The organism is Mesorhizobium sp. LCM 4577 (assembly GCF_001854795.2).
Lineage (GTDB): Bacteria > Pseudomonadota > Alphaproteobacteria > Rhizobiales > Rhizobiaceae > Mesorhizobium > Mesorhizobium plurifarium.
On record NZ_MDDU01000046.1, the window covers coordinates 272,987 to 295,106 of the forward strand.

Here is a 22,120-nt window from a genome sequence, read left to right on the forward strand (position 1 = left end):
AGGGGCCCAGCGGCTTATGTGGCCCATCAGAGTCCGCGAAAGCAACACGCCCCATGCGCATCCTGTCCGACGCCTTCATTCCCGAATTGCCCAACCGCTACAACGGCAAGGTGCGCGAGAACTACGATCTGCCGGACGGGCGCCGTATCATCATCGCCACCGATCGTCTGAGCGCGTTCGACACGATCCTGGCCTCGATCCCGTTCAAGGGGCAGGTCCTCACCCAGACGGCGCGCTACTGGTTCGAGGAAACCGCCGACATCTGCCCTAATCACGTGCTGGAATATCCCGACCCCAACGTCGTGGTCGGCAGGCGGCTCGACATGCTGCCGGTGGAAATGGTCGTGCGCGGTTATCTGGCGGGGACCACCAGCACCTCGATCCTGACCAAGTACCGGAAAGGCGAACGCAGCTTCTACGGCCACAGCTTTCCCGACGGGCTGCGCGACAATGAAAAGCTGCCCCAAGCGATCATCACGCCGACCAGCAAGGCCGCCCATGGCGGCCATGACGAGCCGCTGTCGGAAGCCGAGATCATCGACCACGGGCTGCTCACGCAGGCGCAGTGGGATACTGTATCGCGCTATGCGCTGCAGCTGTTCGCCCGCGGCCAGCAGCGCGCCGCCGAACGCGGCCTGATCCTGGCCGACACCAAATATGAATTCGGCACCGCGCCGGACGGCGCAATCGTGCTGGCGGACGAAATCCACACGCCAGACAGCAGCCGCTACTGGATCGCGCAGAGCTACGACGAGGCGTTCGAAAGCGGCGGCCGGCCGCGAAGCTTCGACAAGGATTTCATCCGGTCCTGGGTGTCGGCGCGGTGCGATCCCTACAAGGATCCGATCCCGCAAATTCCGGACGAGATCATCAACCAGGCCTCGGCGGTCTATATCCAGGCCTATGAAGCGATCACAGGCGCGAAATTCGTGCCTGATCTTTCCGGCGATACCGTGCTGGAACGTATCCGTTCGAATCTAGCGCGATATTTCTAGAAGACCCACGCCGGCCGAAAATCCAATGCCGGGAAATTCCCGGCTTTTGCGCGGGACGATTTTCGCCTAACCTTCGTCCATGTCCGCTTATGCCCGCGCAAGGCATATCGTCTTGGCCGGTGCCGCCCTGGCGCTGGCGCTTTGGCTGACGCCGGCAGCTTCTCCCGCCGAGCCCGTCGATGTCGAACTGGTGCTGGCGGTCGATGTTTCGCTCTCCATGTCGCCGGCCGARCTGGAGATCCAGCGCCACGGCTACGCCGCGGCGCTCACCCATGACAACGTGCTCAAGGCCATCGCGGACGGCGCCTATGGCAAGATCGCCGTGACTTATGTCGAGTGGGCGGGCACGACCTGGCAGCGCGTCGTCGTGCCGTGGACGGTGATCGCCAATCGCGACGATGCCGAGAAGGTGGTGGCGCGGCTCAATGCCCGTCCGCCGGACAGCGCCCGGCGGACCTCGATCTCTGGCGCGCTGAGCTTCGGCAGCGACCTGTTCGCCGAGAGCGGTTTCCAGGGCACGAAGCGCGTCATCGACGTTTCCGGCGATGGACCCAACAACCAGGGCGCGCCGGTCGATCTCACGCGCGACGAGGTGGTCAGGCAAGGTATCACCATCAACGGACTGCCGCTGATGACGCGCGGCGGTTTCAGCGGCGCCTTCGACGTCGAAAATCTCGACCGCTATTACAGCGACTGCGTCATCGGCGGGCCGGGCGCCTTCATGATCCCGGTCAACGACTGGACGCAGTTCCCGGAAGCGATCCGCCGCAAGCTGGTGCTCGAGCTCGCCGGTCCGGCTTCACCGCAATGGGCGGCCGAGGAGGCCGCGCATCCGCCGCTCGTGCTCGCCGACGACAGGCCGGCAGCGGACTGCCTTGTGGGCGAAAAGATGTGGCGCAACCGCGGCTGGGGGCAGCCATAACGGATCGAACAGCTGCTCCGAAAAGCCGGATCCACTTTCCGGGATCATGCCCTGGCTTGGACCATCGTCCGGTGAGGCTTCTGCTTCATTGACAAGCCTTTTGGGGTCTGTGAGACAATTCGCGTCACCACAAAAAGGGGAACCACAATGAACAGAACCTCCATTTTCGCGGCGGCGCTGACGGCGGCCGCCGTGCTTAGCGCGCCGGCGATGGCTGCCACCTCGCTCACCATCGGCATCAGCGGCTGGACCGGCTTCGCGCCGCTGACCCTGGCCAAGCAGGCCGGGCTTTTCGAAAAGCACGGGCTCGATGTCACGTTGAAGAAAGTGCCGCAGGCGAGCCGCCCGCTGGCGATTGCCAGCGGCGACCTGCAATGCGCGGCGACCACGGTCGAGACCTGGATGGTGTGGAACGCCAGCGGCGTCACCACTAAGCAGATCTTCCAGCTCGACAAATCCTACGGTGCCGACGGCATCGTCGTGCGCAACGACATCAAGAGCGTCGCCGATCTCAAGGGCAAGACGGTCGCTTCGTCCGCGCCCGGAACCTCGCCCTATTTCCTGCTTGCCTGGGTGCTCAACAAGAACGGCATGTCGACCAAGGACGTCACCGTCGTCAACCTTGAGCCGGACGCGGCGGCGCAGGCCTTCCTGGCCGGCCAGAATGACGCCGCCGTTACTTACGAGCCCTTCATCTCGGCCGTACGCGACAAGGCCGACCAGGGCCACATCCTGGCGACCACGCTCGACTATCCGATGGTGATGGATACGGTCGGCTGCACGCCGGACTTCCTCAAGGCCAATCCCGATGCCGCCAAGGCGCTCGCCGACAGCTATTTCGACGCGCTCGACATGATCAAGAAGGACCCGCAGAAATCCTACGAGATCATGGGCGCCGACGTGAAGCAGTCGGCCAAGGAGTTCGAGGATTCGGCCAAGTACCTGAAATGGGCCGACAAGGCGGAGAACAAGCAGTTCTTCACCAAGGATTTCCAGGACTTTTCCAAGACGGCCGCCGAGCTCTTGCTGCAGATGGGGCTGATCAAGGAAGCGCCGGATGTGACGACGCTTGCCGACACCAGCGCGGTTGCCAACTGATCTCGCGTCCTCCGATCGGTGGCGGCGCCAAGCCGCCATCGGCTTTTCTCCTCAAGGACAGGGCCTGATGCTGCGTCCCTTGTACCCCGTTGCGCCGGGCACGCGAACCGTGCTCGGCATCGCCTTCTTCGTGCTGTTCGTGGCCTTCTGGGCATGGATCACACTTGGCGGCCATGTGAACCGGATTTTTCTCGCCGATCCGCTGTCGATGCTGAAGGACGGCTGGCGGCTGCTCGTCGAAGACCGGTTCTGGCTCGATATCCTGATCACCATCTGGCGTGTCTTCGGCGGCTTCGTGCTGGCCTCGATCGTCGCGGTGCCGATCGRCATCGCCATGGGCGCCTGGAAGCCGGTCGAAGCCTTCCTCGAACCGTTCGTATCCTTTGCGCGCTACCTGCCGGCGTCGGCCTTCGTTCCGCTGCTCATCCTGTGGGCCGGTATCGGGGAACTCGAGAAGCTCCTGGTGATCTTCGTCGGCTCGGTGTTCCAGATCATTCTGATCGTCGCGGTCAAGGTCGGCAGCACGAGGCGAGACCTGGTCGAGGCCGCCTATACGCTGGGTGCGACCGACAACGGCATCGTCAAGCGCGTCATCATGCCGGCCAACGCGCCGGAGATCGCCGAAACGCTGCGGCTGGTGCTGGGCTGGGCCTGGACCTATGTGATCGTCGCCGAGCTGATCGGCTCGTCATCGGGCATCGGCTATATGATCATCAACAGCCAGTCGCGGCTGGCGACGGGGCAGATCATCTTCGGCATCATCGTCATCGGGCTGATCGGGCTTCTGTCCGATTTCGCCTTCAAGGCGCTCAATCGCTGGCTCTATCCGTGGAGCCTGGCATGAGCAAACTTCAGATCGAGGGCGTCTCGCGGACCTTTGCCGGGGTCGGAGGCGGGGAGCCGGTGCAGGCGCTGCAGCCGGTCGACCTCGCGGTCGCGGCGAATGACTTCATCACCATCCTGGGACCATCCGGTTGCGGGAAGTCGACTTTGCTCAGGATCGTCGCCGGACTGGAAGCGCCGAGCACAGGCCGCGTGCTGCTCGACGGCAAGCCGGTCACACGGCCGGGACCGGACCGCGGCATGGTGTTCCAGTCCTACACTTTGTTTCCCTGGCTGACGGTTGCGCAAAACATCGGCTTCGGCCTACGCGAGCAAGGCAGGCCTGAGCGCGAGCGTAACGAGATCGTTGCTTCCTATGTCGATCTGGTTGGGCTCAAAGGCTTCGAGAACCACTGGCCGAAGCAGCTGTCGGGCGGCATGCAGCAGCGCACGGCGATCGCGCGGGCGCTGGCCAACGACCCGGAAATCCTGCTGCTCGACGAGCCGTTCGGCGCGCTGGACAACCAGACGCGCGGGCTGATGCAGGAACTGCTGCTCGGCATCTGGGAGCGCCGCAAGAAGACGGTGCTGTTCGTCACCCACGACATCGAGGAGGCGATCTTCATGGCGTCGCGGGTGATCGTGATGAGCGCCCGGCCCGGCCGCATCAAGTCGGACGTGCCGGTCGACCTGCCGCATCCGCGCCACTACACGCTGAAGACCAGCCCGGAATTCTCGTCGCTCAAGGCACAGCTCACCGAAGACATCCGCGTCGAGGCGATGCGGACGGCGCAGACGCAGTCTGTTTAGAGGACTGCGTCTCTGCCTGCTTAAGCCGCCAGCAGTTGCTTGCGGTCGACGCGCTCCTGCTGCGGCGAGCGGGCATAAAGCTCGCGGTAGCATTTGGAGAAATGCGAGGCCGAGACGAAGCCGCAGGCGACCGCCACTTCGACCACCGGCATCGACGACTGGATGAGCAGGTGCCGGGCGCGGTCGAGGCGGATCTCCAGATAGTAGCGGGCGGGGGAGCGGCCCATCTCGGTGCGGAACAAACGCTCGATCTGCCGGCGGGAAAGATCGACATGGTCGGCGATCTCGATCAGCGACAGCGGCTCGGCAAGGTTGGCCTCCATAAGCTCGATGATGGTGAGCACCTTCGAGTTCTGAACGCCGAGGCGGGCGCGCAGCGGCAGGCGCTGGCGGTCGGTCGGGCTGCGCACGCGGTCGGTCAGCACCTGCTCGCAGACGCGGTTGACGAGGCTCTCGTCGAAGTCGTCGCCGATCAGCTTCAGCATCATGTCGAGCGCGGCGGTGCCGCCGGCGCAGGTATAGACGTTCTGATCCACCTCGAAGAGGTCGGCAAAGACATTAGCTTTCGGAAAGGCTTCCGAGAAGCCCGGCAGGTTCTCCCAATGGATGGCGCAGCGCTTGTTGGAAAGCAGGCCGGCGGCGGCCAGGATATGGGCGCCGGTGCACAGGCCGCCCACGGCGACGCCGCGGTTATACTCCTCGCGCAGCCAGGCGAAAGCGGACTTGTTCTGGTAGCGCTCGACATTGATGCCGCTGCAGACGATCGCCATGTTCGGCCGGTCCGGTCCGGCCATCTTCCTGCGCTCTTCCTCGAGCGAGGTGTTGACGGCGCATTCGACGCCGTTCGAGGCGCGGACCGGCTTGCCGTCGATGCTTGCCAGGCGCCAGCTATAGGCTTCGTAGCCGAGCATGCGGTTTGCCGAGCGCAGTGGATCGAGCGCCGTCGCGAAGGCGATCATAGTGAAGTCGGGAACGAGGAAGAATACAAACGATCTCTTGATCGGGTGCTTTACGGCATTCACGGGGAAACCTCACGCAGCCATGACGCGAACAGGATGTCGCGAACAGCATAGCGACAACAGGAAAAACCATTCCTGTCAATCGGGTAGGCGGCTAAGTGAAGATTAAATTTGCGACACGGGTCGCAAATGGGCAATTCGTGCAACTGCAAGCTGTCCCCCGCGCCGAGATCAGGTCGACGCCCATACAAAAACGCCGCCTGGCAAGCCGGGCGGCGTTGAATTCAGTAACCGAATTGTCTTAGGCGATAAAGCCGAGACGAGCGGCGGCCACGGCGCCGGTCTGGCCAGGCATGGTCTTGGCGAGGCGCTGACGCTCCAGAGCGGTCGTCAGGTTCATTTCGCGGCGGGCGAACAGGCGGGCAAAGAGCTTCATCATCCATCTCCATTTGGTTGCTCAGACGGGTCGCCTTCGCTTAAGGAGTGGGGCAGCTCGTTTTTGCTGCGGCCGATATAGGCTCACTTCAGCAAAAACTAAATCGCAAAAACGAAGCGCTTGATATGAAAAGCGACATGGTTTGCGACATTTTCGGGCAATATGCCCACAATTTCCTATTGTTTCCAGTGCTTTAACTGGCCTGTTAACCCGCTATGCGAGTGGTTCATATGCGTCATGCAGCGGCCGCATGGCTGGAAAACTCATTTGAATGCAAACAAAAACCATAAACAAAAGGCCTGCCGAGCTGACACGGCAGGCCTTCAGAACTTCATACACACTTGATTACTTCGCTCCGGCCCAGCTTCCGACACCGAGGCGCAAGCCGGTCTTGACGTCGGCGGCTTCAGGCCAGCCGATATCCTTCTGCAGTTCGATCGGCAGCGCATGGATGGCGCGTTCGGTCTGGTAGCGGGCACGGGCCGCACTGAATTCGGTCGCAAGCCGACCGATGGACGACAGGATAGACATTTCTCTCTCTCCTCTATGCGGGCAGGGAGGCGCCCGTCATTGGGTTAAATCAGGTCTGTTTCAGCTTCATTTCATGTCGATTGCAGGACTGTGTCAGGGGCGTTTCATGGCTGCTTTTGGCAGCATCCCGCATCGATCGAGTTGACTATGCGCCTGGAGTGATGTTCAATCAAACGAAATGGAATGATGGATTGCATCAGAAAAATTGAAAGCAGGCTCCCATGAACGCCCCGCTCAATCATCCGCTGCCGCTGCTTGATCTCGATGTGCTGCGCACCTTCGTGGCGATCGCCGAGACCGGCAGCTTCACCACGGCCGCCAATGCGGTGTTCCGCACGCCGTCGGCCGTCTCCATGCAGATCAAGAAGCTTGAGGACATCCTCGGCCGTTCGGTCTTCGCGCGCGATGCGCGCTCGGTGACGCTGACCACGGACGGTGAGATGCTGCTCGGYTATGCGCGCCGGCTTTTGTCGATCAACCGCGAGGTGGTGTCGAAGTTCATCATCCCCGACATTGTCGGCGTGGTGCGGCTCGGTTCCCCCGACGATTATGGCGAGCGCGTGCTGCCGCATGTCTTGAAGCGCTTCGCCCAGTCGCATCCCTCGATCGCCGTTGACGTCACCATCGACCAGAGCATCAATCTGCGCCGCCGCATGGACGACCGCGCGCTCGACATCACGCTGCTCACCAATTCCTACAAGACCAGCGCGATCGGCGCGGAGGTGCTTTTGACCGAGCCGATCGTGTGGGCCGGCGCCAAGGGCGGCTGCGCGCATCTGCGCGAGCCCTTGCCGGTCTCGCTGTGGGAGGAAGGCTGCGCCTGGCGGGCCGGGGCCTTGGAAGCGCTTGGACGTGAAGGCCGCAATTACCGCATCGCCTATATGAGCGCCCACACGGCCGGCCAGCGCGCCGCCATCATGGCCGACCTTGCGGTGGCGCCGCTGCCGAAGTCCTTCCTCGGCGACGAGATGGTCTCGCTGGGCGCCAAGGACGGCATGCCCGAGATCGGCACTTACAATCTCGCCATGGTGGTGGCGCCCGACGCCAGCGCGCCGGTGAAGGCCGTGGCCGATCACATCCGGGCGACGTTCGAATTGTTCCGGGAAACCGGCAAGTTCTGAGCTACTCGGCCGCGGGCGCCGTGCGGGCGGCGAGGGCAGCCCTTGCCTTGCGCCGCACCCGAGCACGGGGCGGTGCCGGCAGGCTGAGAAAGTCGACGATGCTGTCGCGTGCGCGGCGCGCCTCGGGCATCTCGATCAGCGGCCAGACGTGGAACATGCCTTCCTCATAGACCACGTCCACCTCGACGCCGGCAGCCCGTGCCCTCTCGGCGAAGATGAGATTATCCGGTGTCAGCATGTCGCGTGAACCAGTCAGCAGCAGCGTTTTCGGCAACACGGATAAGTCGCCGTAAAGCGGGCTGATGTGCCAGTCTTTGCGGTCGAAACCGGCGCTGTAGAGCCGCACCGCTTCCAGCCCACCCGGAATACCCAGCCACGGATCCTGCCGCTCGGCCTCGAAGACTTCAGGATTTGCAAGCGAAACATCGAGGCCGGGCGAGATCAGCACGTGATGCGACGGCGCAGGCAGGCCTTCCTCGGCCGCCATCATGGTCAGCACGACGGCCATGTTGCCGCCGGCGGAATCGCCCATGAAGACGATGTCCTCGGCGTCGGTCTGTTCGAGCATGCGCCGGTAGACGTCGCCGACCATGCCGAACATGTCGTGGAAATCGTGCTCGGGGGCGATTGGGTAGATCGGCACGGTGATGCCGAAACCGAGACGCTCGGCCATCTCGGCGATCAGCCCCCAATGGTAGGAGGTGATCTGAAAAACATAGGCGCCGCCATGCATGTAAAGAATGCGCCGGCGTTCGCCCGCCTTCGGGGCGATCTCATAGACCGGAAAGCCGTCGATTTCGGTCTCGGTGATGTTCAGCCGCGCCTTGAGCAAGGCCGGCGGATGATAGTCCTCGGTCTTGCGGGCGTAGGCGATCCAACGCTGCAGGTTCTCGGGACTGGAAAACGCCTTCTTGCGGCTGTGCCGGAGAACGAACGAAACGAGATGGCTTTTCAAACTGGGCATGCGGATACACGGACTTCGGCAGAGCCAACTAAGAGAATTTCCCCCGCTCTGCGAAGATTGTACCTCAGTTTGAAATGTCAAGGAATCACCCTGGCACATCGGCGTGATCCGATGGCGCCAGTGTCTTTGTTTCGCGCAATTCCGGACGGAAGGCTACGGCGAAGTCGCCAAGCCCGACCGCTGCGCACTTTCCTTTAACTGCTCTAGCGCCGCTTCGGCAGCAGTGCTGCGCGCAACCTGTTGTCGCCGGCCGGAGTCACGTTGCGGTCCTGGCGCTTGCCGAGCAGCTTGCATTTGTCGGCGAAGGTCATCAGCGCGGCGTGCCCAGAAGCAGCGCATGAAGGACTGCCTGCGGGTCGCTTGGCGGCGAGGCCGGCCAACCGATATCCTTCTGGACATGCGCCGGCAGATCGTTGAGCGCGCGGATCGCCTTGTTCCTGGCATGAGCCTRCCGGATGGTGACACCGAAGCGGCTGAGATTTCCGAACATCGACATTTTCATCTCCCTTGAAGAGCAACGACGGCCGAGGATGGTCGCTGGCCGCCGTTGGATGGCCGCTAGATGCGTCACGCATGTATCGGGTCGATTTCGCGAGAACAGCGTTTTGGTTTCCGGATCGCGCGGATCCGGAAACATTTGCATACAAATGAATTGAGCAGGCCGGCGTGCCGGCCCGGTCGGAATAGCTGCCATCGGCGGTTGACAGAGGCGACCGGCTGCATTGTTATTGTGCGATGCGGCGTGGGATATGTGCACTGCAGCATGATGCGATACGGGTCAGGGCATCGTGACGAGCATACATAGTATTCAATATCTGCGCGGGCTCGCCGCGTGCGCGGTCGTTTGCTTCCACGTCAGCGAGCAGTTCGGCGGTCCGTTCAATGTCGGAGCAGCCGGCGTCGACGTCTTCTTCGTCATCAGCGGCTTCATCATGTGGGTTACGACGGCGGGCCGGCCGGCCGATCCCTGGCGTTTCATGGGGCGCCGGATCACCCGCATCGTGCCTCTCTACTGGATCGTCACGCTGCTGACCGCCGCGGGCATCCTGCTCAAGCCGCAGTTCTTCTACGGCCATTTCTTCAGTGTGCCGAATTTCCTGGGCTCACTGTTCTTTCTGCCGGCTCTGCAGGAGGGAGCGCTGCATCCCATCGTCATACAGGGTTGGACGCTCTGCTATGAGATGATGTTCTATCTCGTTTTCACGCTCGTCCTGTTCCTCAGCGAGCGCTGGCGGTTCGGCGTTCTCGTGGGCGCGCTTGTCGCCATCGTCGCGCTGCACTTCGTCCTGCCCGCGGGATATGCGCAGGCCTTCACCGATCCTGTGGTGATCGAGTTTGCGGCCGGCGTCGTCGTCGGGAGCCTGTGGCTCCGGGGCGCAAGGCTGCCGCTCGGAGTGGCGCTGGCGATGGTTGGCGCGGGATTCCTCCTGCTTGCGGCCGGCCCGCTGTTCGATGCCGGTTTGCCTCGTGCCTTGCGCTGGGGGCTCCCGGCCGCATTGATCGTAGCGGGCGCGGTTTTTGCCGAGCGGGCACGGCCGTTCAAGCCGGCCGCCTTGCCCACATTTCTCGGCGATGCGTCCTATTCGATCTATCTGTGGCACGTCGTGGTCGGCGTGCTGGCGACTGGTGTCGTCCTGAGGATCGGGATTCCCTCAGCTTTGCAGCCGGCGACGATCCTGGTCGCCACGGTTGCGCTCTCGGCAATGCTCTATCTGATTGTCGAAAAGCCATTGATCGGGCTGCTGCATCCGCAACGTCCCAAGACCGTCGTGAAGGCAAGCAATGCCGCGGCCGCAGGGGCCGCGGAACGAGGCCGGCTGCAAGCTTGAGCTTGGCTAGCCGCGGCCGCGCCGTGCCGCGCGCTCCTCGCGCGAGCGCCGGCGAGGGGCGGCGTCGCCGGCGGCGCCGTCCTCGCTCATCACCTTGCGCGGCGGCAATTTCACCGCTGCCGCCAGCTTCGGGAACGGGTCGACCTTGTTCGGCAGCGCCATGGCGTAGACGAAGTGCTCCTGGAATTTCGGCTCCAGCGCCGTCTCGATCTTCTCGATCCTGCTCACCGTCTCCTCGATCTCGCGGCGGTAGCCGCGATTGAGGAGCGCCATGCGCGCGCCCGCGCCGGCGGCGTTGCCGACAGCCGAGACCTTGTCGAGGTCGCAATCCGGGATCAGGCCAAGCACCATGGCGTATTTCGGATCGATGAAGGATCCGAAAGCGCCGGCGAAATGGATGCGGTCGACATGGTCGGTGTGCTGCTTTTCCATCAAAAGCTTGGTGCCGGCATAGAGCGCCGCCTTGGCAAGCTGGATGGCGCGCACGTCATTCTGGGTGATGGTGATCTTCGGCTCGCCTTCCTTCAGCACGTAGGAGAAGGTGCGGCCGTTGGGCACGATGCGCGGCGAGCGCATGCTCAGCGATCCGTCGACGACGCCGTCCTCGGAAATGATGCCCGACAGATACATCTCGGCGATCACTTCGATGATGCCGGAGCCGCAGATGCCGGTGACGCCCGTCGCCTGCACGCTCTCGGCGAAGCCCGGCTGATCGGACCAGAGCTCCGAGCCGATGACGCGGTAGCGCGGCTCGAGCGTGTCCGGGTCGATGCGCACGCGCTCGATGGCGCCTGGCGCCGCGCGCTGGCCGCCTGAGATTTCCGCGCCCTCGAAGGCCGGGCCGGTGGGCGAGGAGGCCGCGACGACGCGCGTCCTATTGCCGAGCACGATCTCGGCATTGGTGCCGACGTCGACGATCAGCATCATCTCGTCCTGGCGATGCGGCCCTTCCGACAAGGTGACGGCGGCGGCATCGGCGCCGACATGGCCGGCGATGCAGGGCAGCATGTAGAGGCGCGCGCCCTGGTTGAGCTTCAGGCCGATGTCGGAGGCCTTGATGCGCACCGCGCCGGAGACGGCGAGCGCGAAGGGCGCGCCGCCGAGCTCGGTCGGATCGATGCCGAGGAACAGATGATGCATGATCGGATTGCCGACGAAGACGGAATCCAGGATGTCGGCGCGCTGGACGTTGCCTTCGGCGCAGACCTTGTCGACGAGACCGGAAACGGCCTCGCGCACGGCGACTGTCATGCCTTCGCGGCCGTCCGGATTCATCATCACATAGGAGACGCGGCTCATCAGATCCTCGCCGAAGCGGATCTGCGGATTGGACGTGCCGGAGGAAGCGGCGACGCGGCCCGAGAGCAGCGACACCAGATGCATGGCAATCGTGGTCGAGCCGATGTCGCAGGCGAGGCCGTAGGCCTCGTTCTTGAGACCGGGCCACAGCGCGATGACGCGCGCGATGTCGCTGTCGGCATCCTTGTGGATGGCGGCCGTCGCGGTCCAGTTGCCCTTGCGCAGGATGCCCTGCACCTGCGGCAGCAGATAGAAGTCGAATTCGAGGTTCTTGAGGCCCCAGTCCTTCATCAGGGCGATCTTCAGCCGGTCGAGGTCGCCGAGCGGCTTGTGCATGTCGGGCTCTTCGATCTCGACATAGCACATGCGGATCGCCGTATCGCGGGCGATCACCCTTGTGTCGGCGTCCTTGCGGATGGTCTGCGCGTTGATGACCGTATCCTGCGGCACGTCGATGACAAGGTCGCCGAGGATCTGCGCCGAGCAGGAGAGGCGGCGCCGCTCGGGCAGGCCGCGGACGCGCTCGTAGCGCTCTTCCTTGGCGCCCTTGGGCGAGATGTGGTCGTTGGACGAGACGATCTTGTGCTTGGCGAAATTGCCTTCCTGCACTTCGATCTGGCAGCGCCCGCAAGTGGCACGGCCGCCGCACACGCTTTCGACATAGACGCCGAGCTGGCGCGCGGCATCGAGGACCGGCGTTCCAACGGGGAACCGGCCGCGCTTGCCCGACGGCATGAACAGGACGAGCGGATCGGTGATGTTGGGAGGAGGATTCATGCTGGCACGTGTCTCGATGGCAATTGCCGATGCCGTTTAACGGATCGTTTTACTATTGGGCGGAGAGTCCGTTGGTCCAGGGGCCAACCCAAGGGCCAACCATGTCGGATCTTCTGCTCTCCGCCATCTTCACCGCGTTCACCATGGTGCGCGTGATCAAGGGCTCGTGGCTGCGCAATCCGCAATATCTCGCCACCGGGATTCTCGGCGCAATCGTCGGAACCCTGGTGCTGCACGCATACTGGCCCGCCTATGACGATGATTTCATCGTCGGCGGCGTGACGGGCATCTTCGGATCGTGGGCGGGAATGGCGTTGTTCGACGCCATATTGGGCGTGGCCTGAACGCAAAGCAGAGCTGTCCGAGCGCATCCGCGATGCGATCGGATCAGCCTTGTTTGCGGTGCGGTTCACGATTGCGCGCTTATCCCCTGGCCATGCGGGCTTCGCGGCCGCCGCGGCGACGGCCGCCGGCAGCGGCGGCGCCGTCGCCGGGAGCGGTCACCGCGACCGGAGCGGCAACGGCATGGCCGCCCTCGGCCGGCTTGTAATCCTTGTAGGTGCGGATCCAGTTGGTGCAGTTCTCGTCGGTGCCGTTGAGCACATTGGCGCCGCGCACGGCTTCCATCTCCTGCGGCCGGACCGGGTTCATGATGGCGCTCGTCATGCCGGCGCCGATCACCATCGGAATGAAGGCGGCGTTGATGCCGTGGCGATGTGGCAGGCCGAAGGAGATGTTGGAGAGGCCGCAGGTGGTGTTGACCTTCAGCTCCTCGCGGAGCCGGCGCAGCAGCGCGAACACCTGGCGGCCGGCATCGCCCAGCGCGCCGATCGGCATGACCAGCKGGTCGACGACGACATCATGGGACGGAATGCCGTGGTCGGCGCAGCGCTCGACGATCTTCTTGGYGACGGCGAAGCGGACATCCGGGTCCATCGAGATGCCGGTCTCGTCGTTGGAGATGGCTACGACCGGAACGTTGTATTTCTTGACCAGCGGCAGGATGGCCTCGAGCTTCTCTTCCTCGCCGGTGACGGAGTTGACCAGCGGACGGCCCTTGGCGACCTTCAGCGCGGCCTCGATCGCGGCGGTCACCGAAGAGTCGATCGACAGCGGCAGATCGACCAGGCCCTGCACGATCTCCAGCGTCTGAACCAGAAGCGCCGGCTCGGTGGCGTTGGGGTCGACGGCGGTGACGCCGGCGTTGACGTCGAGCATGGTGGCGCCGCAGGCGGCCTGCTCCAGCGCGTCCTTGATGACGGTCTCGAAATTGCCGGCCACCATCTCGGCGGCCAGCTTCTTGCGGCCGGTCGGGTTGATGCGTTCGCCGATCACGCAGAAGGGCTGATCGAAGCCAATGACGATTTCTCGGGTCGCCGAGGCGACGATGGTGCGGGTCATGCGATCTCTCCGTCGGGATATAAAGAGTTCTTTATATCGTTATCTGATTTGGTTCAAGCGAATGCGTGCGAGCCGCGTTGTCAGTGCGCGGTCTTCACCATGTCCACCTGGGTTTCGGTAATCTCGTCGTGCAGTATGTGGTCGAGTCGCTGGGCGACGATCTGGTCGTCGCGGCGGATTTCGCGCTTCCAGGGCTGGCGGCCCTTCAGCACGCCGGATTCATCGACGATCTCGGCGACATATTCCTCCTGGCGGTAGGCCATCACATGGATGCCGGCGACGCCCGGGATCTCCTTCACCTCGTTGATGATGTCGATGCAGAGCTGCTTGCCTTCCTTCTTCTGATCCTGCGCGCCTTCCAGCCGCTTGATCACCGCGTCGGGGATGTGGATGCCCGGCACGTTGGACCGGATCCACTTCGCCGTCTTGGCGGAAGCGAGCGGACCGACGCCGCAGAGCAGGAAGAGCTTCTCGGTGTGGCCGAGGTCACGCGCCTTCTGCATGAACGCTTTGAACATCGGCACGTCGAAGCAGTACTGTGTCTGCGCGAACTGCGCGCCGGCGGCGATCTTCTTGCCGAGATGGATCGGGCGGAAGTCGTAGGGCGGCGCGAAGGGGTTGACTGCGCAACCAAGGAACACCTGCGGCGGCGTCGTCAGCTTGCGGCCGGACAGGAATTTGCCATTGTCGCGCATGATGCGAATGGTTTCGAGCAGCGACATGGAATCGAGGTCGAACACGGGCTTGGCGCCAGGCTGGTCGCCAGCCTGCACGCCGTCGCCCGTGAGGCAGAGCATGTTGGCGACGCCCATCGCGGCGCCGCCCAGAACGTCGCCCTGGATGGCGATGCGGTTCTTGTCGCGGCAGGCGATCTGCATGATCGGGGCGTAGCCCATGCGGGTGAGCAGCGCGCAGATGCCGACAGAGGACATGTGACAGTTGGCGCCGGAGGCATCGACTGCGTTGATGGCGTCGACCCAGCCGTCGAAAATCTTGGCGCGGTTGTACACGTCTTCCGGATCGGCGCTGTCCGGCGGGTTGAGCTCGGTGGTCACCGCGAACTCGCCGCGGCGCAGCACGCGCTCCAACCGGCCGCGCGACGTGTGGCCGGGCAAAGGATCGAGCGGCAGGTGGATGCCGGCCGGGTTCTCGTCACGCTGAAGGGCGGTCATGCCGAAGCTCCGGGGGTCTGTGCCGTTTCACGCGCGGCGGCGGCCTGCGCGGTCACCCTCAGCCATGCCGAAGTTTCGCGCAGCGACTGATCGACCGGCTTCTGCACGGTCAGGATCTTGTCGCCATGCACCATGTTGCGCGAGCCCTCCCAGGCCTTGACCCAGACGCAAGGCATATCCGGCTCGACCTCGCAATTGCCGTTGGCGCGCACGCCGCCGCAAGGGCCGTTGCGCAACTGCTTGGGACAGTTCATCGGGCACGACATGCCGGTGGAGGAAAGAACGCACTGACCGCACATGCGGCAGTCGAACATGAAACCCTTGACGCGCTTCTCGACGAATTTCACCGGAGCCTCGACGCGGCCGTAGCCGATACCTTTCCACAGAGGATGCAACAACAGGAAAGCGTCGGCGAACCGGCTGTAGAACCATTCGAGCAATCGCGAGTGCCGGATGGACCACAGGCGCACGGCGAAAGTGCGCTGGACGCGGCGCTGCGGCGACACGTCGGCAGGCTTGTAGTCGGATTTCGGCGCTGCCTTCTTGACCAATGTGGCCTGGGTGACCGCCGGCTGCTTCTCAGACATTTTCTTTCCCGCCAGCCTTGACCAGAGCGACCAGCCGCTCGCGGTCATATTTCGCGTCGAGTTCCTGATAGGCCTTCTCGACCTCGGCCTCGATGTCGTCGCCGACCGAGACGGGGTCGGCCTTGCGCCATTCGGCCAGATAGTCGTCGGTGCCGCCGGCGCCGGTGCGCATGGCGCACATGTCGATCGCCTCGGTGAAGCGCAGCGGCAATTCGCGCTTGGCGTTCTGCCGGCCCTTCTTGACGATGACCTGGGCGGGGATGTCGCGCCAATAGACGACGATCAGATCGGCCATGAATTCTCAACTCCTCAATATGTCGGAGCATTGCCGCATGCGCTGTTGGCCCGCTTGTTATGGGACGACGCGCGCGCCTTCAAAAGCGACGCTGGCGATGGCGCAAAGCGAATGCTGAAATCCCTTGCCGGCTGATCACCAGACGCGCTTGGTCAGGCCGGTCCAGAGATAGAACCAGATCGTCGGATGATACCACTGCTTCGACGGCAGGTTCGGGTCGATTGTTTCCAGCCTACCGGCCATCGCATTCTTCACCGCCTCGACGCAGATATCGCGCGAAAACGCCGCCTGGCGCAGCGCGTAGCTGGCGATCGTATCGCCCGTCTTTGGCCTGCCGCGCGCCTGCTTCAGCACGCCGCCGGTGTCGACGCCGGCATCGACCAGGTGAACGGTCGTGCCGAAATTGTCTTGGTCGCCGGAGGCCAGCGCCCAGTAGCCGCCATTCATGCCGCGATATTTTGGCGCGATGCCGGCATGGTAGTTGAGCACCGGGCAAGGCATCCTGGCCAGTATGTCCTTCGACAGCAGTCTGCAGCCCGCAAGCAGCACAACACCCGGTCCGATGCTGGCGATTTCCTTCAGGCATTCCAGCCCGTTGGCTGACGGCACATGAATGATCGTCTGGCCCTGTCGTGGCTCGGTCGCGAGCTTTTCCTCGGCGATCAGTCGCTCGGCATGACCGGCCAGGAAGCGCTTGCCGAGCCTGGTCAGCACCATCGTGCCGAGCTGGCCGACGGCCGAGACCCAGCCCTGCCGCCGGGCGCGGCCCATGAGCAGGCGCTTTTTGGATTCGGGGTTCTCCAGTATGACGCTGACGGGACCGACCCGATCGGCAAGTGCATTGACGATGGCCCAGATATGCGGGCCACCTTCTGTGACGACCACGATTGGTCGCGTACTCGATTCCGACGCTGCCACGGCAAGCACCCGCTTGGAGAACCGGGCGCATGCTATGCGGGGCGGGTTAATCCTTGGTGTGCCGGAGGCGTTCGGTCAGCCGCCAAAGCCCGGCTCAGCGCTTGAATTCCATGATGTCGAGCTTCGATTCGTAATAGGGCGCGGGGAATTCGATCCGCCATTCGGTGGCGCTGCTGCGGAAAGCGTAGCCGACCTGGTCGCTTTCTGGACCGCTGCCATAGGGCTTGGCCTTGTCGTTGTTCACCGAGAAGGAACCGAGATAGATCGAGCGCTTCTCGCCATCGTCGAAGAAGCGGCCGGTGGTGCGTTGCGAGCCGCTGATCTTGGTCAGCCGCCAGCCGGAGCCGTCGTCGGTCACCTTGCACTTGAACCAGCCATAGATGACGAGCGGGCTGATGCCGCCTGCCTTGATGGTGCGGCACTTCCAGTTGCCGGTGAGGTCCTTGTCGGAGAAGGCGACGATCGGCTTGGCGAGCAGCCCGTCCAATTGCCTGACCTCCGACGGATTGCCGGCCTTGGCCTCTTCGAGGGCCGCCTTGCGCGTTTCGCCATATTTATCCAGCCGCGCCTTGTCGGGGGCGGTGATCAGCTTCTGCACCTCGCCATCGGCATGGGCAGGCAAGGTGAAGGCGATGAGGCCGAGAGCGGCAAAAAGCAGGCGAGGGGTCATCAAATCATTTCCTCAAATTCGAAGGCTGGAACAGTTCTTTTCGTCACTGGCGCACAACTTACCGGTTCGCGCTCGCCTGTCATCCGTGCTTAACAGCGTGAGCTCGAAAAAATGGCGGTTTGATCGATGCGGATCTTGCTCACGGGATCGTCCGGCTGGTTGGGCAGCGCGCTCCAGCCACAATTGGAAGCGCTCGGCCATGAGGTGGTCGGTCTCGATCCGGTTGTCTCGGCGCGCACGCAAGTCGCCGGCTCGGTCGCAGACCGCGAGCTGGTCTTCGGAACTGTCCGCGACAATCGAATCCAGGCCATCATTCACAGTGGCGCGCTGCACAAGCCGAACATCGAGCATTTCGAGAACACGGATTTCGTCGCGACGAATGTGCAAGGCACGCTCAATTTGCTCGACGCGGCCGTGGCTTGCGGCGTCGAGCGCTTCGTCTTCACCTCGACGACATCGCTGATGATCTCGCAGGCGATCCGCGCCGGTTTCCAAGGCGGCGCGCGCAAGGCCGCCTGGCTGACGGAGGAGATGTCGCCGGAGCCGCGCAACATTTATGGCGTGACGAAGCTTTCGGCCGAGCATCTGTGCCGCCTCTACCACCTTGAACACGGATTGCCGGTTGTGGTGCTGCGCACCGCGCGCTTCTTTCCCGAGGCGGACGACATGGCGCATGCGATCGAGCAATCGGACGCCAACACCAAGGCCAACGAATTGCTGTTTCGCAGGCTGACGGTGGAGGACGCGGCCGAGGCGCATGTCGCGGCGCTGGAGAGGGCGCCGAGCCTGGGTTTCGACGTCTTCATCGTCTCGGCGCCGACGCCGTTCAGGCCGCAGGATTGCGCCGAGCTGATCGCGGACGCGCCGTCCGTCGTCGCGCGCTATTTCCCGGATTATCCTCGGCTCTATGCGAGGAAGGGCTGGACGATGTTTTCGTCGATCGACCGCGTCTACGATTCGTCGCGCGCGCGGGAGCGACTGGGCTTCGTCTGCAGGACAAGTTTTGCCGACGTGCTTGCCGCGCTGGAAGCGGAGGTCTGAAGGCCCTTCTCAGGCGGTGCTGCGTGCCGCCCGCGCCAGTTCGCTGGTCAAGTCGCCATAGCCGGTCGAGCGGCGTTCATACACCAGGCCAAGCATGGCCGCGGCTTTCTCGGCGACCTTGTCGAGCTCCGGATCGTCGGTCTGGGCGAGATAGATCAGCTTCTCGTAGTTGCCGAAATAGTCCTTGATCAGCTCCGGATGCCGGTCGAGGCCGAGCGGCTTGATGAAGAAGGCCTCGAACTGGCGGCAGAGGAAGTCGGTCATGTAGAACGACATCATGTCGTCGTCGGCGACCTTCGCATAGGCCTCCGCGCCCTGGTAAAAGGCAAAGCAATGCGGCCCGGCCATGCGCTCGACACCGTGTTTCTCGATGACGCGGTCGAGCAGGCCTCCGGTGCCGCAATCGGCATAGCCGACGAAGATCTGCCGGTAGCCTTCCGCCTTGGCCTTCTCGATCGCCTTGTCCATCGCCGGCGCGATGCGGTCCGGATAGAAATGGAACTCGGCCGGCAGGCAGGTCAGCTCGAGATGGTCGAGCTTTAGCTGTTGCTTGACGGCCAAAACTTCGCGCGCAATCATCCCGCAGGCGATGACGAGCAGCCTGTCTATTTGATTCGGTTCCGTTTTTTGCGTCTTGACCAAGTCGGGCCGGCTTTCGCTGCGGGGCTTAATATCTGTCGAGGGAGACACCGTCCATGAAACTGCTACGCATCGCGCCAATCGCCATCCTGGCTTGCGCGCTTGCACTCACCGCCTGCGCCAACACCATCCGGGGCGTCGGCAAGGACGTCAAATCGACGGCAAGGGCGGTCAAAGACACTGTCAACTGATCGGCAGCCTCGTCCATCATCTGGGAACAAAAAAGCCGCGCTGCAAGGCGCGGCTTTTCTTCTCGATCCATCCTGATGCCCTGGGTCAGGCGGAAGCGCGAACGTTGTGCTTGCGCTTCATGAAATCCTTGGCGGTCTCGACGGCCACCGCGGCGTCGCGGCAATAGGCATCGGCGCCGACGGCCTTGCCGAATTCCTCGTTGAGCGGCGCGCCGCCGACCAGGACGACATAATCGTCGCGGATGCCCTTTTCCTTCATCGTGTCGATGACGACCTTCATATAGGGCATGGTGGTGGTGAGCAGCGCCGACATGCCGATGATGTCGGGCTGGTGCTGCTCGATGGCGTCCAGATATTTCTCGACCGCATTGTTGATGCCGAGGTCGATGACGTCGAAGCCGGCGCCTTCCATCATCATGCCGACGAGGTTCTTGCCGATGTCGTGGATGTCGCCCTTGACGGTGCCGATCACCATCTTGCCCTGCTTGGGCGCGCCGGTAGCGGCAAGCAGGGGACGCAGGATGGCCATGCCGGCCTTCATGGCGTTGGCCGAGAGCAGCACTTCCGGCACGAACAGGATGCCGTCGCGGAAGTCCTCGCCGACGATGCGCATGCCCTCGACCAGCGCTTCGGTCAGCACCGTATAAGGCTGCCAGCCGCGCTCCAGAAGGATGTTGGTGCCTTCCTCGATCTCTTCCTTCAGACCGTCATAGAGGTCGTCATGCATCTGCTGCACGAGTTCGTCGTCGGAAAGCTCGGAAAGGATGATCTCGTCGTCGGACATATTCTCGGGCTCCTTGCTGCTCGGATCCACTGCGGCAGCCTAAAAATCGATGCGCCAATACCTAACCCGCGAGGGCAAGCTAGCCATAGCTGATTTGCGACTTCCCGCAAAAGGAAAGCGACTGAAAAATTGGCGCTTTTCTTGTCGATTTTGCGACAGGCGTTGGCGCTGGCTGGCCGTTTCCAATAGGGTGCATGGCTACGATCCGGCAAGAAGCGGCGACGATGGGCCGCCCCAGCCAATTCAGGCCAAGTTATAGGAAGAACGATCATGAGCGATAACGCGGCAGTCGAGCAGGAAGCGTCGGGTGGACGGCGCGGACGCGGCGCCAGCGGCGGCGCGGYGGCACGCCGTGCAGCCCGTTCGGGCGGCGGTCCGGGCACCCAGCTCACCTACATCAAGCGCAAGATCAACGTCTACGAGGTCCTCAACGAGGAAGGCCTGGCGCTGATCGAGAAGAACACCGACACGGTGCTGGAAGAAACCGGCATCATCTTCCGCGATGACGCCGAGGCGCTGGCGCTGTGGAAGGAGGCCGGCGCCGACGTCAAGGGCGAGCGCGTGCACTTCCCGAAGGGCCTCTGCCGCTCGCTGTTGAAGACCGCGCCTTCGATCTACACCCAGCATGCGCGCAACCCGGAACGCTCGGTGCAGATCGGCGGCAATGCGACCGTGTTCGCACCGGTCTACGGCCCGCCCTTCGTGCGCGACCTCGACGGCAACCGCCGCTATGCGACGATCGAGGATTTCCAGAATTTCGTGAAGCTCGCCTATATGGCGCCGTCGATCCATCATTCGGGCGGCACGGTGTGCGAGCCGGTCGACGTGCCGGTCAACAAGCGCCACCTCGATATGATCTATGCGCATATCCGCTACTCGGACAAGCCGTTCATGGGTTCGGTGACGGCGCCGGAGCGGGCCGAGGACACGGTGGCGATGGCCAAGCTCGTGTTCGGCGACGACTTCGTCGAGAACAACACGGTGCTGACCAGCCTGATCAACGCCAACTCGCCGATGGTGTTCGACGAAACCATGCTGGGCGCGCTCAAAGTCTATTCGCGCCACAACCAGGCCTGCATCGTCACGCCCTTCATCCTGGCCGGCGCAATGAGCCCGGTCACGGTCGCCGGCACCCTGACGCAGGTGCTGGCCGAAGTGCTCGCCGGCGCCTCGTTCACGCAGTTGATCCGGCCCGGCGCGCCGGTGCTGTTCGGCACCTTCGCGTCCTCGATCTCGATGCAGTCCGGTGCGCCGACCTTCGGCACGCCGGAGCCGTCGCTGGTCTCCTACGGCGCGGCACAGCTCGCGCGGCGGCTCGGCTTGCCGTTCCGTACCGGCGGTTCGCTCTGCGCCTCGAAGATCCCGGACGCGCAGGCGGCTTATGAGAGCGCCAACACGCTCAACTCGACGATCCTCGCCGGCACCAATTTCGTGCTCCATTCGGCCGGCTGGCTCGAGGGCGGTCTCGCCTCCTGCTATGAAAAATTCATGATGGACATCGACCAGCTCGGCATGCAGCAGAAATTCTGCGAGGGCGTCGACCTGTCGGAAAACGGCCAGGCGATGGATGCCATCCGCCAGGTCGGGCCGGGCAGCCATTATCTCGGCTGCGACCACACGCAGGCGAACTTCCAGACCGCCTTCTACCGCTCCAACATCGCCGACAACAATTCCTACGAGCAGTGGCTGGCCGAAGGCGAGAAGACCGCGCCGCAGCGCGCCAACGAGCTTGCCCGCCGCTGGCTGGAAAGCTACGAGGCGCCGCATCTCGATCCCGCCATCGACGAGGCGCTGAAGGACTTCATCGCCAAGAAGAAGGGTTCGATGGCCGACGCCTTCACGTGAAAGGAGCCCGAGTC

The 22,120-nt window shown here is 63.4% G+C and carries 25 protein-coding genes; 11 read left to right on the forward strand and 14 right to left on the reverse strand.

Going from position 1 to position 22,120, the window contains the following annotated elements; translation table 11 throughout:
- Positions 1 to 53: 53 nt before the first annotated feature.
- From LCM4577_RS28440 to LCM4577_RS28460, 5 genes are all read left to right on the forward strand, one after another.
- On the forward strand, positions 54 to 995 hold the full coding sequence (locus LCM4577_RS28440; RefSeq protein WP_071074338.1) for a phosphoribosylaminoimidazolesuccinocarboxamide synthase: 942 nt from the start codon (positions 54 to 56) through the stop codon (positions 993 to 995).
- Positions 996 to 1,074: 79 nt separating this feature from the next.
- Positions 1,075 to 1,917 carry a DUF1194 domain-containing protein gene (locus tag LCM4577_RS28445; protein WP_071074339.1) on the forward strand — a complete coding sequence of 281 codons (843 nt, stop codon included), beginning with the start codon at positions 1,075 to 1,077 and terminating at the stop codon, positions 1,915 to 1,917.
- A 147-nt stretch (positions 1,918 to 2,064) separates the two neighbouring features.
- Complete coding sequence (locus LCM4577_RS28450; protein WP_071034051.1) at positions 2,065 to 3,015, forward strand: ABC transporter substrate-binding protein; 951 nt, start codon at positions 2,065 to 2,067, stop codon at positions 3,013 to 3,015.
- 67 nt (positions 3,016 to 3,082) lie between these two features.
- Complete coding sequence (locus tag LCM4577_RS28455; protein ID WP_071074340.1) at positions 3,083 to 3,859, forward strand: ABC transporter permease; 777 nt, start codon at positions 3,083 to 3,085, stop codon at positions 3,857 to 3,859.
- On the forward strand, positions 3,856 to 4,647 hold the full coding sequence (locus LCM4577_RS28460; protein WP_071034106.1) for an ABC transporter ATP-binding protein: 792 nt from the start codon (positions 3,856 to 3,858) through the stop codon (positions 4,645 to 4,647). Before LCM4577_RS28455 ends, LCM4577_RS28460 begins: the two co-directional genes overlap by 4 nt.
- 20 nt (positions 4,648 to 4,667) lie before the next feature.
- Here the strand turns inward: LCM4577_RS28460 and LCM4577_RS28465 are convergent, their stop codons facing one another.
- The 3 genes from LCM4577_RS28465 to LCM4577_RS28475 all read right to left on the reverse strand — a co-directional run bounded on the left by LCM4577_RS28465 (position 4,668) and on the right by LCM4577_RS28475 (position 6,573).
- Positions 4,668 to 5,606 (reverse strand): GlxA family transcriptional regulator, encoded by a 939-nt coding sequence (locus LCM4577_RS28465; protein WP_371410086.1) that lies wholly within the window; start codon positions 5,604 to 5,606, stop codon positions 4,668 to 4,670.
- 301 nt (positions 5,607 to 5,907) lie between these two features.
- A complete protein-coding gene (locus tag LCM4577_RS28470; protein ID WP_112099240.1) occupies positions 5,908 to 6,042 on the reverse strand; it encodes a hypothetical protein in 135 nt (44 codons plus the stop codon).
- Between the two features lie 345 nt (positions 6,043 to 6,387).
- Positions 6,388 to 6,573 carry a hypothetical protein gene (locus tag LCM4577_RS28475; protein WP_040981897.1) on the reverse strand — a complete coding sequence of 62 codons (186 nt, stop codon included), beginning with the start codon at positions 6,571 to 6,573 and terminating at the stop codon, positions 6,388 to 6,390.
- 221 nt (positions 6,574 to 6,794) lie between these two features.
- Between LCM4577_RS28475 and LCM4577_RS28480 the strand changes: the two genes are divergently transcribed.
- A complete protein-coding gene (locus tag LCM4577_RS28480; RefSeq protein ID WP_040981895.1) occupies positions 6,795 to 7,694 on the forward strand; it encodes a LysR substrate-binding domain-containing protein in 900 nt (299 codons plus the stop codon).
- Position 7,695: 1 nt separating this feature from the next.
- Here LCM4577_RS28480 and LCM4577_RS28485 read toward each other — a convergent pair whose 3' ends face one another.
- Positions 7,696 to 8,658 (reverse strand): alpha/beta hydrolase, encoded by a 963-nt coding sequence (locus LCM4577_RS28485; protein WP_071074341.1) that lies wholly within the window; start codon positions 8,656 to 8,658, stop codon positions 7,696 to 7,698.
- Positions 8,659 to 8,968: 310 nt separating this feature from the next.
- A complete protein-coding gene (locus LCM4577_RS28490; protein ID WP_071074342.1) occupies positions 8,969 to 9,154 on the reverse strand; it encodes a hypothetical protein in 186 nt (61 codons plus the stop codon).
- A 292-nt stretch (positions 9,155 to 9,446) separates the two neighbouring features.
- Here LCM4577_RS28490 and LCM4577_RS28495 point away from each other — a divergent pair, with 292 nt between their 5' ends.
- Positions 9,447 to 10,487: an acyltransferase gene (locus LCM4577_RS28495; protein WP_071074343.1), complete on the forward strand. Its 1,041-nt coding sequence runs from the start codon at positions 9,447 to 9,449 to the stop codon at positions 10,485 to 10,487.
- 6 nt (positions 10,488 to 10,493) lie between these two features.
- On the opposite strand, the gene LCM4577_RS28500 is transcribed toward LCM4577_RS28495, so the two are convergent.
- Complete coding sequence (locus LCM4577_RS28500; protein WP_040981889.1) at positions 10,494 to 12,563, reverse strand: ASKHA domain-containing protein; 2,070 nt, start codon at positions 12,561 to 12,563, stop codon at positions 10,494 to 10,496.
- A gap of 101 nt (positions 12,564 to 12,664) precedes the next feature.
- On the opposite strand from LCM4577_RS28500, the gene LCM4577_RS28505 reads away from it, so the two are divergent.
- Positions 12,665 to 12,907: a hypothetical protein gene (locus LCM4577_RS28505; RefSeq protein ID WP_116390195.1), complete on the forward strand. Its 243-nt coding sequence runs from the start codon at positions 12,665 to 12,667 to the stop codon at positions 12,905 to 12,907.
- Positions 12,908 to 12,986: 79 nt separating this feature from the next.
- Here LCM4577_RS28505 and LCM4577_RS28510 read toward each other — a convergent pair whose 3' ends face one another.
- The 6 genes from LCM4577_RS28510 to LCM4577_RS28535 form a co-directional block, all read right to left on the reverse strand.
- Complete coding sequence (locus LCM4577_RS28510; RefSeq protein ID WP_071074345.1) at positions 12,987 to 13,964, reverse strand: methyltetrahydrofolate cobalamin methyltransferase; 978 nt, start codon at positions 13,962 to 13,964, stop codon at positions 12,987 to 12,989.
- An 80-nt stretch (positions 13,965 to 14,044) separates the two neighbouring features.
- Positions 14,045 to 15,136, reverse strand: a complete 1,092-nt coding sequence (locus tag LCM4577_RS28515) for a methylenetetrahydrofolate reductase (RefSeq protein ID WP_040981883.1) — start codon at positions 15,134 to 15,136, stop codon at positions 14,045 to 14,047.
- Entirely contained in the window at positions 15,133 to 15,723 is a 591-nt protein-coding gene (locus LCM4577_RS28520) for a methylenetetrahydrofolate reductase C-terminal domain-containing protein (protein WP_040981881.1), read from the reverse strand. Before LCM4577_RS28520 ends, LCM4577_RS28515 begins: the two co-directional genes overlap by 4 nt.
- Entirely contained in the window at positions 15,716 to 16,018 is a 303-nt protein-coding gene (locus tag LCM4577_RS28525) for a virulence factor (RefSeq protein WP_071074346.1), read from the reverse strand. Before LCM4577_RS28525 ends, LCM4577_RS28520 begins: the two co-directional genes overlap by 8 nt.
- Before the next feature lie 135 nt (positions 16,019 to 16,153).
- Complete coding sequence (locus tag LCM4577_RS28530) at positions 16,154 to 16,936, reverse strand: formyl transferase (protein ID WP_071074399.1); 783 nt, start codon at positions 16,934 to 16,936, stop codon at positions 16,154 to 16,156.
- A gap of 94 nt (positions 16,937 to 17,030) precedes the next feature.
- Positions 17,031 to 17,606, reverse strand: coding sequence for a DUF4893 domain-containing protein (locus LCM4577_RS28535; RefSeq protein ID WP_071074347.1), 576 nt, complete (start codon positions 17,604 to 17,606; stop codon positions 17,031 to 17,033).
- 126 nt (positions 17,607 to 17,732) lie between these two features.
- Here LCM4577_RS28535 and LCM4577_RS28540 point away from each other — a divergent pair, with 126 nt between their 5' ends.
- Entirely contained in the window at positions 17,733 to 18,647 is a 915-nt protein-coding gene (locus LCM4577_RS28540; RefSeq protein WP_071074348.1) for an NAD(P)-dependent oxidoreductase, read from the forward strand.
- A gap of 9 nt (positions 18,648 to 18,656) precedes the next feature.
- Here LCM4577_RS28540 and LCM4577_RS28545 read toward each other — a convergent pair whose 3' ends face one another.
- Positions 18,657 to 19,289, reverse strand: a complete 633-nt coding sequence (locus tag LCM4577_RS28545; RefSeq protein WP_071074349.1) for a DUF1638 domain-containing protein — start codon at positions 19,287 to 19,289, stop codon at positions 18,657 to 18,659.
- Positions 19,290 to 19,342: 53 nt separating this feature from the next.
- Between LCM4577_RS28545 and LCM4577_RS28550 the strand changes: the two genes are divergently transcribed.
- On the forward strand, positions 19,343 to 19,477 hold the full coding sequence (locus LCM4577_RS28550) for an entericidin A/B family lipoprotein (RefSeq protein ID WP_041003961.1): 135 nt from the start codon (positions 19,343 to 19,345) through the stop codon (positions 19,475 to 19,477).
- 85 nt (positions 19,478 to 19,562) lie between these two features.
- Here the strand turns inward: LCM4577_RS28550 and LCM4577_RS28555 are convergent, their stop codons facing one another.
- Positions 19,563 to 20,261 carry a B12-binding domain-containing protein gene (locus tag LCM4577_RS28555; protein WP_040982454.1) on the reverse strand — a complete coding sequence of 233 codons (699 nt, stop codon included), beginning with the start codon at positions 20,259 to 20,261 and terminating at the stop codon, positions 19,563 to 19,565.
- A gap of 270 nt (positions 20,262 to 20,531) precedes the next feature.
- Here LCM4577_RS28555 and LCM4577_RS28560 point away from each other — a divergent pair, with 270 nt between their 5' ends.
- Positions 20,532 to 22,106, forward strand: coding sequence for a trimethylamine methyltransferase family protein (locus LCM4577_RS28560; RefSeq protein WP_071074350.1), 1,575 nt, complete (start codon positions 20,532 to 20,534; stop codon positions 22,104 to 22,106).
- The last annotated feature ends 14 nt before the right edge of the window (positions 22,107 to 22,120 follow it).

Excerpts from the sequence above, each read along its gene's own strand:
- LCM4577_RS28440 (WP_071074338.1), top strand. The coding sequence starts at position 54 with ATGCGCATCCTGTCCGACGCCTTCATTCCCGAATTGCCCAACCGCTAC.
- LCM4577_RS28450 (WP_071034051.1), top strand. The coding sequence starts at position 2,065 with ATGAACAGAACCTCCATTTTCGCGGCGGCGCTGACGGCGGCCGCCGTG.
- LCM4577_RS28460 (WP_071034106.1), top strand. The coding sequence starts at position 3,856 with ATGAGCAAACTTCAGATCGAGGGCGTCTCGCGGACCTTTGCCGGGGTC.
- LCM4577_RS28465 (WP_371410086.1), bottom strand. The coding sequence starts at position 5,606 with ATGATCGCCTTCGCGACGGCGCTCGATCCACTGCGCTCGGCAAACCGC.
- LCM4577_RS28470 (WP_112099240.1), bottom strand. The coding sequence starts at position 6,042 with ATGAAGCTCTTTGCCCGCCTGTTCGCCCGCCGCGAAATGAACCTGACG.
- LCM4577_RS28475 (WP_040981897.1), bottom strand. The coding sequence starts at position 6,573 with ATGTCTATCCTGTCGTCCATCGGTCGGCTTGCGACCGAATTCAGTGCG.
- LCM4577_RS28485 (WP_071074341.1), bottom strand. The coding sequence starts at position 8,658 with ATGCCCAGTTTGAAAAGCCATCTCGTTTCGTTCGTTCTCCGGCACAGC.
- LCM4577_RS28500 (WP_040981889.1), bottom strand. The coding sequence starts at position 12,563 with ATGAATCCTCCTCCCAACATCACCGATCCGCTCGTCCTGTTCATGCCG.
- LCM4577_RS28505 (WP_116390195.1), top strand. The coding sequence starts at position 12,665 with ATGTCGGATCTTCTGCTCTCCGCCATCTTCACCGCGTTCACCATGGTG.
- LCM4577_RS28515 (WP_040981883.1), bottom strand. The coding sequence starts at position 15,136 with ATGACCGCCCTTCAGCGTGACGAGAACCCGGCCGGCATCCACCTGCCG.
- LCM4577_RS28520 (WP_040981881.1), bottom strand. The coding sequence starts at position 15,723 with ATGTCTGAGAAGCAGCCGGCGGTCACCCAGGCCACATTGGTCAAGAAG.
- LCM4577_RS28525 (WP_071074346.1), bottom strand. The coding sequence starts at position 16,018 with ATGGCCGATCTGATCGTCGTCTATTGGCGCGACATCCCCGCCCAGGTC.
- LCM4577_RS28535 (WP_071074347.1), bottom strand. The coding sequence starts at position 17,606 with ATGACCCCTCGCCTGCTTTTTGCCGCTCTCGGCCTCATCGCCTTCACC.
- LCM4577_RS28540 (WP_071074348.1), top strand. The coding sequence starts at position 17,733 with ATGCGGATCTTGCTCACGGGATCGTCCGGCTGGTTGGGCAGCGCGCTC.
- LCM4577_RS28550 (WP_041003961.1), top strand. The coding sequence starts at position 19,343 with ATGAAACTGCTACGCATCGCGCCAATCGCCATCCTGGCTTGCGCGCTT.
- LCM4577_RS28555 (WP_040982454.1), bottom strand. The coding sequence starts at position 20,261 with ATGTCCGACGACGAGATCATCCTTTCCGAGCTTTCCGACGACGAACTC.